Source organism: Actinoallomurus purpureus, from assembly GCF_024055795.1.
Lineage (GTDB): Bacteria > Actinomycetota > Actinomycetes > Streptosporangiales > Streptosporangiaceae > Actinoallomurus > Actinoallomurus purpureus.
Genome location: NZ_JAMXMY010000003.1, coordinates 1 through 12313 on the forward strand (window position 1 = coordinate 1; position 12313 = coordinate 12313).

General features: G+C 71.4%; 16 protein-coding genes. 10 read left to right on the top strand and 6 right to left on the bottom strand.

Annotation, left to right across the window (positions count from 1 at the left end; genetic code table 11):
- Together NE236_RS07800 and NE236_RS07805 are read right to left on the bottom strand one after the other, a co-directional pair.
- Nucleotides 1-935 (bottom strand): hypothetical protein (locus NE236_RS07800; protein WP_252841166.1); only part of this gene is annotated, 935 nt, incomplete at its 3' end.
- Nucleotides 932-1444 carry a SigE family RNA polymerase sigma factor gene (locus NE236_RS07805; protein WP_252841167.1) on the bottom strand — a complete coding sequence of 171 codons (513 nt, stop codon included), beginning with the start codon at nt 1442-1444 and terminating at the stop codon, nt 932-934. The genes NE236_RS07805 and NE236_RS07800, both read right to left, overlap by 4 nt.
- Before the next feature lie 124 nt (nt 1445-1568).
- Between NE236_RS07805 and NE236_RS07810 the strand changes: the two genes are divergently transcribed.
- Nucleotides 1569-2606, top strand: a complete 1038-nt coding sequence (locus NE236_RS07810; protein WP_252841168.1) for an LCP family protein — start codon at nt 1569-1571, stop codon at nt 2604-2606.
- Nucleotides 2607-2792: 186 nt separating this feature from the next.
- The gene (locus NE236_RS07815; protein WP_252841169.1) at nt 2793-2951 is read left to right on the top strand and encodes a hypothetical protein; all 159 of its coding nucleotides are present in this window, start codon (nt 2793-2795) and stop codon (nt 2949-2951) included.
- Here the strand turns inward: NE236_RS07815 and NE236_RS07820 are convergent, their stop codons facing one another.
- The gene (locus NE236_RS07820; RefSeq protein WP_252841170.1) at nt 2952-3830 is read right to left on the bottom strand and encodes a DUF72 domain-containing protein; all 879 of its coding nucleotides are present in this window, start codon (nt 3828-3830) and stop codon (nt 2952-2954) included.
- 24 nt (nt 3831-3854) lie between these two features.
- Here NE236_RS07820 and NE236_RS07825 point away from each other — a divergent pair, with 24 nt between their 5' ends.
- Together NE236_RS07825 and NE236_RS07830 are read left to right on the top strand one after the other, a co-directional pair.
- A complete protein-coding gene (locus tag NE236_RS07825; protein WP_252841171.1) occupies nt 3855-4340 on the top strand; it encodes a glutathione peroxidase in 486 nt (161 codons plus the stop codon).
- A gap of 5 nt (nt 4341-4345) precedes the next feature.
- The gene (locus NE236_RS07830; protein WP_252841172.1) at nt 4346-4801 is read left to right on the top strand and encodes a TIGR00725 family protein; all 456 of its coding nucleotides are present in this window, start codon (nt 4346-4348) and stop codon (nt 4799-4801) included.
- A 101-nt stretch (nt 4802-4902) separates the two neighbouring features.
- On the opposite strand, the gene NE236_RS07835 is transcribed toward NE236_RS07830, so the two are convergent.
- Nucleotides 4903-5490 carry a hypothetical protein gene (locus tag NE236_RS07835; protein ID WP_252841173.1) on the bottom strand — a complete coding sequence of 196 codons (588 nt, stop codon included), beginning with the start codon at nt 5488-5490 and terminating at the stop codon, nt 4903-4905.
- A 195-nt stretch (nt 5491-5685) separates the two neighbouring features.
- Here NE236_RS07835 and NE236_RS07840 point away from each other — a divergent pair, with 195 nt between their 5' ends.
- Nucleotides 5686-6609 carry an oxidoreductase gene (locus NE236_RS07840; protein WP_252841174.1) on the top strand — a complete coding sequence of 308 codons (924 nt, stop codon included), beginning with the start codon at nt 5686-5688 and terminating at the stop codon, nt 6607-6609.
- Between the two features lie 64 nt (nt 6610-6673).
- On the opposite strand, the gene NE236_RS44355 is transcribed toward NE236_RS07840, so the two are convergent.
- Entirely contained in the window at nt 6674-7372 is a 699-nt protein-coding gene (locus NE236_RS44355) for a methylated-DNA--[protein]-cysteine S-methyltransferase (RefSeq protein WP_252841175.1), read from the bottom strand.
- Between the two features lie 258 nt (nt 7373-7630).
- Between NE236_RS44355 and NE236_RS07850 the strand changes: the two genes are divergently transcribed.
- The 3 genes from NE236_RS07850 to NE236_RS07860 all read left to right on the top strand — a co-directional run bounded on the left by NE236_RS07850 (nt 7631) and on the right by NE236_RS07860 (nt 9346).
- Nucleotides 7631-7981 carry a hypothetical protein gene (locus tag NE236_RS07850; protein ID WP_252841176.1) on the top strand — a complete coding sequence of 117 codons (351 nt, stop codon included), beginning with the start codon at nt 7631-7633 and terminating at the stop codon, nt 7979-7981.
- 40 nt (nt 7982-8021) lie between these two features.
- Nucleotides 8022-8345 (top strand): DUF3817 domain-containing protein, encoded by a 324-nt coding sequence (locus NE236_RS07855; RefSeq protein WP_252841177.1) that lies wholly within the window; start codon nt 8022-8024, stop codon nt 8343-8345.
- Nucleotides 8346-8422: 77 nt separating this feature from the next.
- Nucleotides 8423-9346, top strand: a complete 924-nt coding sequence (locus NE236_RS07860) for a bifunctional helix-turn-helix transcriptional regulator/GNAT family N-acetyltransferase (RefSeq protein WP_252841178.1) — start codon at nt 8423-8425, stop codon at nt 9344-9346.
- Nucleotides 9347-9812: 466 nt separating this feature from the next.
- On the opposite strand, the gene NE236_RS07865 is transcribed toward NE236_RS07860, so the two are convergent.
- Nucleotides 9813-10913, bottom strand: a complete 1101-nt coding sequence (locus NE236_RS07865; protein WP_252841179.1) for a threonine aldolase family protein — start codon at nt 10911-10913, stop codon at nt 9813-9815.
- Nucleotides 10914-11133: 220 nt separating this feature from the next.
- Between NE236_RS07865 and NE236_RS07870 the strand changes: the two genes are divergently transcribed.
- A complete protein-coding gene (locus NE236_RS07870; RefSeq protein WP_252841180.1) occupies nt 11134-11538 on the top strand; it encodes an MFS transporter in 405 nt (134 codons plus the stop codon).
- A gap of 14 nt (nt 11539-11552) precedes the next feature.
- The gene (locus NE236_RS07875; RefSeq protein WP_252841181.1) at nt 11553-12311 is read left to right on the top strand and encodes an SDR family NAD(P)-dependent oxidoreductase; all 759 of its coding nucleotides are present in this window, start codon (nt 11553-11555) and stop codon (nt 12309-12311) included.
- The last annotated feature ends 2 nt before the right edge of the window (nt 12312-12313 follow it).

The window sequence follows — 12313 nt, forward strand, 5'->3', positions numbered from 1 at the left end:
AGGGCGTCGCCCCCGTCGGGCAGCCGGTCCCCCCACCAGAAGCGGTAGCTCAGCCGCTCGCCGGTCAGCCCGAAGTAGTCCGCCGTAGCGTCCAGGAGCCCGCGGGCCTGCTCCGCGTCGACGTGGCCGGCCGCCTGAGTGACGGCCTTGTCGACCGCGGGCCGGTAGGCGGCGGAGTTCTCCTTCTTCACGGCGTATTGCACGTCCTGTGCCTCGCTGTACCGGCCGCCGATGCGGAACTTCACGCTGAGCTGTCCCAGCCGCGCCCCGGGGACGTCGGTCAGCACGGCACCGTGGTCGGTCCGGACCGTTCGCACCACGCGGTACGCGGTGCCGTTCTTGTCGTGGGCGATGGCCGGTGACACCTTGACGTCCGTCATCGTCGGCGGACCGAGGACCAGCAGCGGGCCGGTGTCACCGACGTACCAGACGATCGGGTCCGGGCGGCTGCTGTCGGCCATGAGGCTTTCATCGTCCATGGCGCGTGGCGCGGCACCCGAGGCGCCCTGCCACACCGTGGTCCCCGCCGACCGCCCGCGCCCGGTGACGACCACGGCGACACGGTGCCGTCCGTCGTCGTGCGCGTAGAGGACGTGCTCAATGTCGCCCCCATGGTCTCGGCGCAGCGCCTCCTCGCTCAGCGCCCCCAGGAACGCCTTGTCACCGGCGAGCGAGCCGCGCAGCGGCCAGTGCAGCGCGTCGTCGTGCCTCGCGGACATCGGCCCCCCGCGCGAGGCGAGGCCACGCAGCGCGGTGGGCGCGCCGACCGCCAGGACGGCACTGACCGCCAGTGCCCCGGCGACGACGGCCCGCCGGCGCCGGCGGGCGCGGACGATGCGACGCACGGTGGCCGGATAGGGATCCGGGTCGGTCGGGACGCTCCGGGCCCGGGCCGCGAAGGTCTCCCGCAGTTCGTCTTCCAGGTTCGTGCTCATCGGTCCCTCCGTACGGTCTCGGGTTCGCGTTCCAACACGACGCGCAGCCGGTCCAGGCCACGCGAGGTCTGGCTCTTCACCGTGCCGAGCGAGCAGTCAAGGACACGGGCCACCTCCGCCTCCGGCAGATCCTCGAAGTAGCGCAGCACGAGAACGGAACGCATCCGGGGCGGGAGGGTCAGCACCGCCGACCACAGCTCGTCCCGGACGTCGTAGGCGGCGTGCGGATCGGCGGAGGCCGGTTCCGGCAGGACGTCCGTCAGGTGCTCGGCGACCCGCTTCCGGCGCCATCGGCTGTTGTTGAGGTTGATCAGGATCCGCCGTATGTAGACCTCGGGGGCGTCCAACCGCCGGATGCGCGTCCAGTGACGATGCGCCCGGACCAGGGCCGTCTGCACCAGGTCCTCGGCCTGCCCGTGGTCACCCGTCAGTAGGTACGCCGTACGCCGGAGGGCGTGCCACCGTGCGGCGACGAACTCCCGGAACTGCTCTTCGGCTTCCGCGTTCACACCACTCCGACGGCGCGCTGAGGCGGAAAGGTTGAACCGCACTCGGAAGAATGATGATCCAGATGGGGTGAATCATCCGGGAAGGTGACGCGAGCAGTTGGTTCTTCCCTCTACGGTGGTGACCATGAGTAATCGGCCGGAGCAGGGACGGGTCGGCGCGCCATCGTACGCCGGCACGCCGGGATCGTACGACCATGACGGCGCACCGCGGCGGCGGCCCCGCTGGGGGCGCCGCCTGCTGATCGCCTTCCTCGTCCTCCTGCTGCTGCTCGTGGGCGGCTACTTCTACCTCGACTCGCGGCTGCACCGCATCGACGTCTTCGAGGACTACGCCGGACGTCCGGGCGACACGCCGGGAACGAACTGGCTGATCGTCGGCTCCGACAGCCGCGAGGGCCTCTCGGCATCGCAGCGGAAGTCGTTCGCCACCGGCAAGGCCGCGGGGCGCCGGACGGACACGATGATGCTGCTGCACACCGGCGACCACGGCACGACGCTGGTGAGCCTGCCCCGCGACTCGTACGTCCCGATCCCCGGTCACGGATCGAACAAGCTGAACGCCGCGTTCGCCTTCGGGGGCCCGAAGCTCCTCGTCCGCACGGTCGAGCAGGCGACGAAGATCCGGATCGACCACTACGCGGAGATCGGCTTCGCCGGGTTCGTCGGCATGACCGACGCGGTCGGCGGGGTGCGGATGTGCCTGCAGGAGCCCATGAAGGACCACAAGGCGGGCATCGACCTCAAGGCGGGCTGCCAGACGCTGAAGGGCGGGCAGGCCCTCGGCTTCGTCCGCAGCCGTGCGTTCGCCCGCGCCGACCTGCAGCGGGTCGAGAACCAGCGGAAGTTCCTCGCCGGGCTGGTGCACAAGGCCACCAGCCCTGGCGTGCTGCTGAACCCGTTCCGGATCATCCCGTTCGCGCTGCGCTCCACTGACAACTTCGCGGTGGACCAGGACGACCACCTGTACAACCTGGTGGGCTTCGCCTCGGCGATGCGCGGCGTCACCAACGGCGACGGCCTGACGACGACGGTCCCGGTCGGTGGTGTCGGCTCGGCGGCGGGCGTCGGGGAGTACATCACGTGGGACACCTCGCGGGCCGGGACGCTGTTCCGCGACCTGCGCGAGGACCAGCCGGTGCCGAGGAGCTTCGGCACCCGGTAGCGCACCGGGAGCCCGGCGCCCGCCGACTCGAGGCGGGCGCCGGGCTCGGGGGCGTACCGCCCGGCCCGGGGGGCACCGGAAACTTTTGCCGTTTCAGGTCACCGCTTTGCGGGGAGCCGCTGCTGTCCGCGGCCATAACTGGGAAGTTACTCCTTGTATCTCACTCGATGCGGGGAGTGACTCGCGATGAAGAAGACATTCAAGTGGGGGGGCCTGGCGTTCCTGGCGTTCTACCTCATCAGCCGGCCGCACAGCGCGGCGAACGTCGTACACGGAGCGCTCGGCGGCATCAGCGGTGCGGCGAACTCGCTGTCCACCTTCGTCAGCGACCTGCCGAACAAGTAGTCACGAGGACGGGGCGAGCAGCGCGGCCAACTGGGCCGCGTTGCGCTGTGCGTAGTCCCGGTAGCAGTTGTTGAGGAGTACGTGCGTGGTGTCGGCGTCCTCGGCGAGCCTCCGCACCCGGGGCGCCCACTCCTTCAGCTCCTGCTCTGAGTAGAGGTAGCCGAAACGCTGATGGATGTCCTTGCTGTCCCACTTGTCGGAGTGGCCGTGGAAGCGCACCACGGCCAGGTCGGACGTCGCGGCCAGCACCGGCGGGATCGAACTCGGATACCCCTGCGGCATGTCCACGCTGACGTACGGCACGTCGTACCTGCGCAGAAAGTCCAGCGTCTCCTCGCGGTTGTCCTCGCTCATCCAGGTCCGGTTGCGGAACTCCACGCAGACGCGCATCGGCTCGCACCGGCGCTTGGCCTGCAGGATGTACTCCTTGTTCGCCCGGCCGATCGGGAACCACTGCGGGAACTGGAACAGCAGCGCGCCGAGTCGGCCCGCCTCGTGCAGCGGCCACAGCGAGTCGAGGAACCGCCGCCAGACCTCCTCGACCACGTCCCCGGGGACGTCCCGCAGGTACACCCTCTTCTTGTCCGGCACCCGCTCCCGCAGCTCCTTGTAGAGCGCGTCGCGGCGGGTCGGATGCTGCGTCAGCAGCGAGAAGGCCTTGACGTTGAACGTGAAGCCCGCCGACGTGCGATCCCGCCAGTAGCCGACCGTCCGCTCGGCCGGCGGGGCATAGTACGTGGAGTCGACCTCGACCAGCGGGAACCTGGACGCGTAGTACTTCAGGCGTTCCTCGGCCGTCTTCACGTGCGGGGGGTACCAGTCGGTCTCCAGGAGTGTCTTGTCCGTCCACGACGCGGTGCCGACCAGGATCTCGCCCATGTCTTCAGACTAGAATTCGGAACCGTGTCGATCTATGAAGTGGACATCGAGCGCCTTCAGGGCGGGCCCGCGGACCTCGGTCAGTACCGCGGCAAGACCGTTCTCATCGTGAACGTCGCCTCCAAGTGCGGCCTCACCCCGCAGTACGAAGGCCTCCAGCGGCTCCAGGAGACCTACGCCGACCGCGGGTTCACCGTGCTGGGCGTGCCGTGCAACCAGTTCGCCGGCCAGGAGCCCGGGACGGCCGAGGAGATCGCCGACTTCTGCTCGGCGACGTACGGCGTCGACTTCCCGCTCACCGAGAAGCTCGACGTCAACGGCGAGCACCGGCACCCGCTGTACGCCGAACTCGTCACCGTCCCGGACGCCGGCGGGTACACCGGCGACATCCGGTGGAACTTCGAGAAGTTCCTCATCGGCCCGGACGGCACCATCGTCGCGCGGTTCGACCCGCGCATGGAGCCGGACACCGACGAGGTCATCGAGGCGATCGAGAGATCCCTCACCTGATCCAGGTGGCGGTGTGCGGCCCCCGGGACTGCACCGACGCCGAGCGCGACGCCGCGTACGAGGTCGGCAGGCTGCTGGCCGGGCGCGGCGCGGTCGTGCTCTGCGGCGGCTACACCGGTGTCATGGCTGCCGTGACGGAGGGGGCCCGCGCCGCCGGCGGCCTCGTGGTCGGCGTCCTCTCCCGGCCCGACCGGGAGGGCGCCGCCCCGGGCCTGAGCGCCGCGATCGCCACCGGCCTGGGAGAGGCGCGCAACGCCGTCCTCGTGGCCTCCGCCGACGCCGTCATCGTCATCGGCGGCTCCTGGGGGACCCTGTCGGAGCTGGCCCTGGCCATGCGGCGGGGCGACGTCCCCGTCGTGCAGCTGGGCGGCTGGCAGGTGCTCGACGGGCGCGGTGAGCCGCTGCCCGGCCCACGGCGCGCGGCGACCCCCGAGGAGGCCGTACGCCTCGCGGGCCTGTAGCGGCGGAGCCATCGCCCGCCGGTCACGCGGCGACACCGGCACACCGCGTACGACGCCGTACCGCAGGCGACGACCGGCGCGCCGCTCTCGTGACGGGCGTCTCAGGCCAGCAGCGCCTCGATCCGGGCGACGGAGTCCGGTCCGGCGAGTTCGACCGGCGGAACGGGCCCGTCGGCCAGCCGGTCGGCCAGCGCGGAGACCGCCTCGGCTCGGCGAACGACGTAATCGAGCTCCTCATCACGCGGCGGGCGGCCGCCCAGCAGGGTGGCGACCTCGACGAGCGCGAGATGCCCGGCGTCCAGCGCCATCCCCGGCCCGGTGGTACGGCGCAGCCGGCCGTACGCGGTGACGAGGCGGCGCACCGACGCGTGGGACACATCGAGCGGCACGCCGCGGTCGAGGGCTTTCGCCTGCCGCCTGAGCCTGCGGCGGCGCACCGCGCGCAGCGCCGCGGCCTGGGCGGGCAGGGCGAGACCCAGCGCGAGGCAGGCGACCGCCACGACGGTCAGCCAGGCGGGCAGCCCGGCCACGAGGACGGCGACGAGCAGGGCGGCGCCGCCGGCGGCGAGCACCGCCTCGGGGACGCCCATCCCCGCCTCCTGCCCTTCGGCGGGCTCGCGGCCGTCCGCCACCGCCGGCGCGTCGACGAGCGGACCGGTCCGGTGCGGGACGATGACCTGCGACGGCATGATCCAATTATCGACCGGGCCGACCGGCGTCAAACGGCCACCCGGCCGGAGTGTCGGGTGAACGGAAGATCGCGAGGCGCTTGGTAAGGGTCCGGCTCGCCGAGCGGACGCCCGCAGAGCCGACCGGGAGGCTCCCCGGTTCTCCACGGAGACCGAAACGCGTTCTAGTATGGTCCGCCAGTGGAGGTGGCGCGCATGCCCAAGTGGACCACCGGTGAGATCCCCGATCTCACCGGGAGACGAGCCGTCGTCACGGGCGCCAACAGCGGGCTCGGCCTGCGGACCGCGCTCGAACTGGCCCGCCACGCGGCCACCGTGATCCTCGCCTGCCGGAGCGCGGAACGAGGCCGCGCGGCCCTGGAGCAGATCCGTGCGGCCGTGCCCGGGTGCGATGTCGCGCTCGGCTCCCTCGACCTGGCGGACCTGGCCTCCGTCCGTGCCTTCGCCGAGGAGCACGGCGCGTCAGGGCTCGACCTGCTCGTCAACAACGCCGGCGTGATGGCCCTGCCGCGCCGGACGACCGCCGACGGGTTCGAGCTGCAGTTCGGTACCAACCATCTCGGGCACTTCGCGCTCACCGGTCTGCTGCTGCCCGCCCTGCTCGACCGTCCCGGCGCGCGGGTCGTCACGGTGACGAGCATGATGCACTGGCTCGGGCGCCTCGACTTCGACGATCTCGACGGCGAGCGCCGGTACGGGAAGTGGACGGCCTACTGCCGGTCCAAGCTCGCCAACCTGGTCTTCGCCAAGGAACTCGACCGCTGTGCCCAGGGGCGCCTGACCAGCGTCGCGGCCCATCCCGGGTACGCCGCGACGAACCTGCAGCAGGCCGGCCCCCGCATGAGCGGCAGCCGGATCGGCGAGATGCTCACCGGTGTGGCCAACACGCTCATCGCCCAGTCCGACGCCGCGGGCGCACAGCCCACGCTGTACGCGGCGACCGCCCCGGAGGTGCGCGGCGGGCAGTGCTACGGCCCGCGCGGGCCGGGGCAGAGCCGAGGAGCCCCGCGCCGCGTACCGACGCTGCGCAAGGCGGACGACCCCGAACTCGGCCGCCGCCTCTGGGAGATCTCCGAGAAGCGCACCGGCGTCACCTACGACCTGCTGCGGCAGACCTGACCGGCCAGCCAGCCGCCGAGCCAGGCGCAACTGATCAGCCGCATTCGCCTTACGTCTATGGAGATCATCGGCTCTCCAAGTCGTCGAGCCAGCGGCCATCCCGCTCGAGGACCTCGGTGATGAACCGTGCCGCCGCCGCGCGATCACCCTCGGTGTCACGGCTGATGAGGGAAGTTGCATCATCAGGGACCGGCTGCCCGCGCTCAGCCGCAGGAACCTTGAGCTCGTTGAACCCTGGACCTGCGGCCGGGTCCCAGTCGAGGGTGGCGGGGATGGCGCCTTCCATGGTGAGGAGCCAGCGCTTGACCTCCACGCCGGAGCCGCCGCTGTACCCGCCGAGGCCGTCGGTGGCCACGACCCGGTGGCACGGCACGACGATCGGGATCGGGTTGGACCCCATGATCGAGCCGATCGCCCGTGCGGGAACGCCCGTGCCGCTGAGGTCGGCCAGCCGCCCGTACGTGACCGTCTCGCCGTAGGACACCCCGGCGTACAGCTTCTCCAGGACCTCTCTCTGGGCGCCGGACGTGTGGCGCCAGTCGATGGGGAGGTCGAAGCCGCGCAGCCCGTCCGCGAAGTAGGCGGTCAGCTGTTCCCGTACGGGCTCCGTGCGCGCCGGGGCGTCGGCCAGTGGGAGTCCCGAGCGCAGCAGCGCGCGGGCGCGCGGGGTGTCCCGGAAGGACAGCCCGCACAGGCCTTCGGCGGTGCAGGCGAACGCCAGCCGGCCCAGCGGCGTCTCCAGTGATCCGATCGCGACATCCACCCTCTCTTCCTATCAATCCGCAGGGACGGACGCTCGCGAGAATCCGACATCGTGTCCGTTCAGCGGTGGTCGCGGTGCCGGTACGGCCGGTCGGCTGGCGCACGCCCTGGAGGAGTACGCCCGGGGTGCCCCGTTCCGCCCGCGGGCCATCTACACGGGCCCGCCCCGTGACGTGTGAGAAGGGGCCGCTGAGCAGGGACCGCGTCGTTCGGGCGGACCCGGGCCGGGACGCGCCGGACGGGCGGGTACGCTCAAGACGTGCGACGGTTCTTCAAGCCCGGCTGGCTCGGACTCCACCTGATCGCCATTGTGCTGATCGGCGTGTTCCTGCTGGCCGGCTGGTGGCAGCTGGCGCGTGCCCAGGGCGGCAATCTGCAGAGCTGGGCGTACGTCATCGAGTGGCCGATGTTCGCGATCTTCGTGGTCGCGATGTGGGTCCGGATGGTGCGGGACGAGCTGCGCGGCGAGACGGGTGACCCGGGCACGGTGACCCCGTCCGGAGCCGCGCCGTCGCGCCGGCACGCTGCAATCGACGATGGGGACGACGAGGAGCTGGCGGCCTACAACCGCCGCCTCGCCCGGCTGAACGACGAGGCGTCGCGCGCCTGACGGCGCGGGCCTCACGGAGGGACGACCCGTGCAAGGAGCGGTGACCCGCTATCGCGTCATGGCGTACGTGACCGGTGTACTGCTGATCGTGCTGTGCTTCGTCGCGGTGCCGCTGAAGCTGTTCGCGCACAACGGGGTGCTCTCCACCGTCATCGGGATCCCCCACGGCATGATCTGCTACCCGCTGTACCTCCTGGCGACCTTCGACCTGTACCGCCGGGTCCGCTGGCCGCTGAGCAAGATGGTGGTGATCGTGCTGGCGGGGATCGTTCCGTTCCTGGCCTTCTACGTCGAGCGCCGGGTGGTGGCCGAGCTCCGCGAGCGGGCCGTCCCGGCCCCCCGCACCGACGCCGCCGGCGTCTGAGTCTCGATCACGGTCTGGACCGTACGATCGCGCGTGGGCTATCTTTGACTGCGTCAACTTAATCGTTGAGGTGGTCAATGAAACCTGCCGTGCCGCTGGATCGCATCGACGCCGTCCGCGCGTTCAACCGCTTCTACACCTCGGTCATCGGCGTGCTGAACGAGGGGCTGCTCGAGACGCCCTACTCGCTCACCGAGGGCAGGGTCATCTTCGAACTCGCCCGCCGGGGCGCCTGTGAGGTCGCCGCCCTCCGCCGGGCGCTCGACCTGGACGCCGGCTATCTCAGCCGGATGCTGTCCCGCTTCGAGGCCGGCGGGCTGGTCGCCCGCGGACGCGCCGAGGACGACGCCCGGCGGCAGATGGCGTGGCTGACCGAGCGGGGCCGCGAGGTCTTCGGGGACCTGGACGCGCGGTCGGCGGCCCAGATCGAGCAGATCCTGTCCGGGCTCACCGAGGGCGACCAGCGCCGGCTGCTGGGCGCCATGGGGGTGGTCGAGGGCCTGCTGGGGGAGCGTCCCCGGCCCGCGTCGTACCTGCTGCGGCCGCTCGGCCCTGGTGACCTCGGCTGGGTCGTCCAGCGGCACGGCGCGCTGTACGCCGCAGAGTACGGCTTCAACGCGACCTTCGAGACGCTCGTCGCCCGCGTCGTCGCCGACTACGCCGAGCATCACGGCGAGGGCGACGACGCGTGGATCGCGGAGATCGACGGCGAGCCGGCCGGGTGCGTCTTCTGCGTACGGGAGAGCGAGCGCGTCGCGCGCCTGCGCCTCCTCTTGGTGGAACCGTTCGCGCGCGGCAGGGGAGTGGGCGGCCGCCTCGTCGAGGAGTGCGTCAGGTTCGCCCGGCGGTCGGGATACGAAGAGCTCGTGCTGTGGACCAACGACATCCTGACGGACGCCCGCCGCCTCTATGAGCGTGCCGGTTTCGAGCTGGTCGAGCAGCGGCCGTACGAGGGGTTCGGGCCGGAGACCAAGGAGCAGACCTGGCGGCTGGAACTCTGACCACGGGCACTGGCCCGCGGCGTCGTATGGTTCGCCGCGGGCCAGTGGGACCGTTCAAGTCGAGAGGGTTTCAGGCGTCAGGTCATCCATGCTCCTTTCGCGCGGTCCGGATCGACGGATGGGGTGCCGGGCCGACGGCGAAACTCGGGAACACCGCCGGCCCGGCCGGTGCGGCACTGATGCCGTGGGGGCGTACGGCACCGGCGCCGGAGGACCTGGAGGGCCGGGTGCCGCACGCTCTCGCCCTGAACGGGTGGGGGGAAATCACCCGCCGGTGTCGTGCGGTCATGCCGGCCCTCCCTCGAATCGCAGACGATGGGCGGGGTCCAGGATGTTTCCCCGACGATCCCATCACGTGCCGTTGCGATCTCGTTACTGTGAGTACCCGTCGACCATGAGGGCGTAAACCCAGGTCAAGCGAGAAATCTGCGGGCGGGCCGACAGGGCAAAGATCGCGTTACCGCGGTCAGGGGGCGGTGGCGCGCCCGATCAGGCGCTCGCCGGCCTCGGCGACGTCCGCGGCCGTCCACTCGAGGGCGGGACCGGCGACGGTGATCTCGGCCATGGCGACGCCGGGCACCTCCGTGTCCTGCCACCCGGCGGCGAACCAGGCCTTCTCCTCCTCGGCGAGTGCCAGTGCCGCGTCGTTGAGCGCCTGGGCGGGATGGGGCAGCCACAGGCGGAACCTGTGGGTGTGCGGCGGCTCCGGGAACACCCGTGCGTCGGGAAGCGTGGCCAGCGCGGCGGCGACCGTCCGCGCGTGCCGCACGTACTCGGGAATCCGCGGCAGCTCACGGTCGAGACAGGCGATCGCGGTCAACGCGGCGGGCCACTGCTGGAACACCTCACCGCCGTAGCGGTGCCGCCAGACCCGGGCGTACGAGGCGAGCTCCGCGCTTCCCGCGAGCGCGGCACCGCTGATGCCGCCCAGCGTCTTGTAGAAGGAGACGTACGTGCTGTCGGCGAGACCGGCGATCTCCGCGACGGAGTGCTCGAGGTACGGTGCGGACTCCCAGATCCGGGCGCCGTCGAGGTGCAGGCGCGCCCCGGCGCGATGCGCGGCCGCCGCCGTGGCGGCCAGCTCGTCCCAGGTCGGCAGCACGAACCCGGCGTCGCGGAGCGGAAGCTCGAGGACGACGGAGCTCACAGGCTCGGCGAGCGCGTTGATCTCCTCGGCCGTCGGGTTGCGGGGCGCGGTGGTCGGCCAGACACCGCGCAGGCCGCTCAGCCGCGAGTACGCGTGGCTTTCGGACAGTTCCTGATGGCCGAGCGGGTGGAGTGCGACCGTCGGGTTCCCGGTACGGTCGGCGCCGTAACGCAGCGCCACCTGCTGGGCCATCGTGCCGGTGGCGAAGAACACCGCTGCCTCGGTGCCGAGGAGTCCGGCGACGCGCTCTTCCAGCGCCGTCACCGGCCCATCGCCGTAGAAGTCGGGCAGGGCGTCCAGATCCCCGCCCGCCTCCATGTCGGCGATCCGATCCCGCATCGTCGTGGGCCGGACCCCGGACAGGATCCGGTCGCAGCCTCGTAGCGCGGCCAGGCGGCGCTCCCGTGTGTTCTCAGGCATCGCCAGATCGTCGCACGGCCCCCACCCGACGTGCCAACCGGCTTCGCCCGCGCGGCCTGGAAGGGGGAGGGGAGGGGCCGGCTCGATAGATATTTGACCGTTCGATCTAGACATCACTAGGGTCCTTCGTGGACCGATGTAGTGGTCAAAATGACGGGGTCGGGTTGTGGGGCTGGAGAATAGAACGATCGATCTAGTTAGATCAAAGATCGCTTTCTTCGTGCTCGGGGCCGTGCAGCTCACGCTGATCGCGACGATCCGGCTCGGAATCCACCGTGTCCTGGCGGCCGGACTGGTCACCGCGTCCGCCGGTCTCGGCCTGCTGAGCCTTCTCGACATGCCGTACGCCGGGTTGCTCGTCTTCCCCTTCGGAGCCGGCATGACCTTCTCCGCCGCCCTGCTCGCCGCGATGCGCGGTGTGCGCGATGACCAGACCGGCCTGGCGGGCGGCCTGGTGAACACGGCGATGGAGATCGGCCCGCCCCTCGGCCTCGCGGTGCTGGTCTCCCTCGCCACCGCCCACTCACCGGACGCCACGAGCGGCGATGCCTTCGCCCTGCGCGTCGCCGCCGTGGCCCTTCTGACCACCGCTGTGTTCGCGGCGCTCCCGCGCCGTACCCCATGAGAAGAGGAGAGAAGATGTCCGCACGTTTCACCGGCAAGGTGGCCCTGGTCACCGGTGGCGGTTCCGGCATCGGCCGGGCGACCGCGCTGGCCTTCGCCCGCGAAGGCGCGATCGTCGTGGTCGCCGGGCGGGGCGCCGAGCCGCTCGACCGGACCGTGAGGCTGATCGAGGACGAAGGGGGCCGGGCGAGCGCCGTGACGGCCGACGTGTCCTCCTCCGAGGACACCGCCCGGCTCGTCTCCACCACGGTGGAGCGCCACGGCGGCCTGCACGTCGCGTTCAACAACGCGGGCGTTCTCGAGAGCGGGCCGATCGCGGACATGGACGAGGCCGCCTGGGACCGTCAGCTCTCCGTCAACGTGACCGGCGTCTTCCTGTGCATGAGGCACGAGATCGCCCACATGCGCGCCAACGGCGGCGGCGTCATCGTCAACACCGCCTCCAACCTGGGCGCGCACCTTCGCGTGCCGTTCCTCGGCGCCTACGCGGCCTCGAAGGCGGCGGTGAGCGCGCTGACCCGCGCGGCGGCGAAGGAGTGCATCGGCGACGGCGTACGCATCAACGCGATCAGCCCCGGTCCGATCGAGACCTCCATGTCCCTGCGGCCCGGCGAGACCGAGGCCGACCGCGCCGAACGGCTGAAGAGCGCGCTGCCGATCGGCAGGCCCGGCACCCTGGCCGAGGCCGCCGCCGCGGTGCTCTGGCTGGCCTCGCCCGAAGCGGGCTTCACCGTCGGCCACGACCTCGTCCTCGACGGGGGCGCCAGCGCCTGACC

Bases quoted from the DNA above. Each gene is read 5' to 3' on its own strand.
- NE236_RS07820 (WP_252841170.1), bottom strand. From the start codon at position 3,830: ATGGGCGAGATCCTGGTCGGCACCGCGTCGTGGACGGACAAGACACTC.
- NE236_RS07865 (WP_252841179.1), bottom strand. From the start codon at position 10,913: ATGCCTGAGAACACACGGGAGCGCCGCCTGGCCGCGCTACGAGGCTGC.
- NE236_RS07840 (WP_252841174.1), top strand. From the start codon at position 5,686: ATGCCCAAGTGGACCACCGGTGAGATCCCCGATCTCACCGGGAGACGA.
- NE236_RS07815 (WP_252841169.1), top strand. From the start codon at position 2,793: ATGAAGAAGACATTCAAGTGGGGGGGCCTGGCGTTCCTGGCGTTCTAC.
- NE236_RS07875 (WP_252841181.1), top strand. From the start codon at position 11,553: ATGTCCGCACGTTTCACCGGCAAGGTGGCCCTGGTCACCGGTGGCGGT.
- NE236_RS07835 (WP_252841173.1), bottom strand. From the start codon at position 5,490: ATGCCGTCGCAGGTCATCGTCCCGCACCGGACCGGTCCGCTCGTCGAC.
- NE236_RS07860 (WP_252841178.1), top strand. From the start codon at position 8,423: ATGAAACCTGCCGTGCCGCTGGATCGCATCGACGCCGTCCGCGCGTTC.
- NE236_RS07810 (WP_252841168.1), top strand. From the start codon at position 1,569: ATGAGTAATCGGCCGGAGCAGGGACGGGTCGGCGCGCCATCGTACGCC.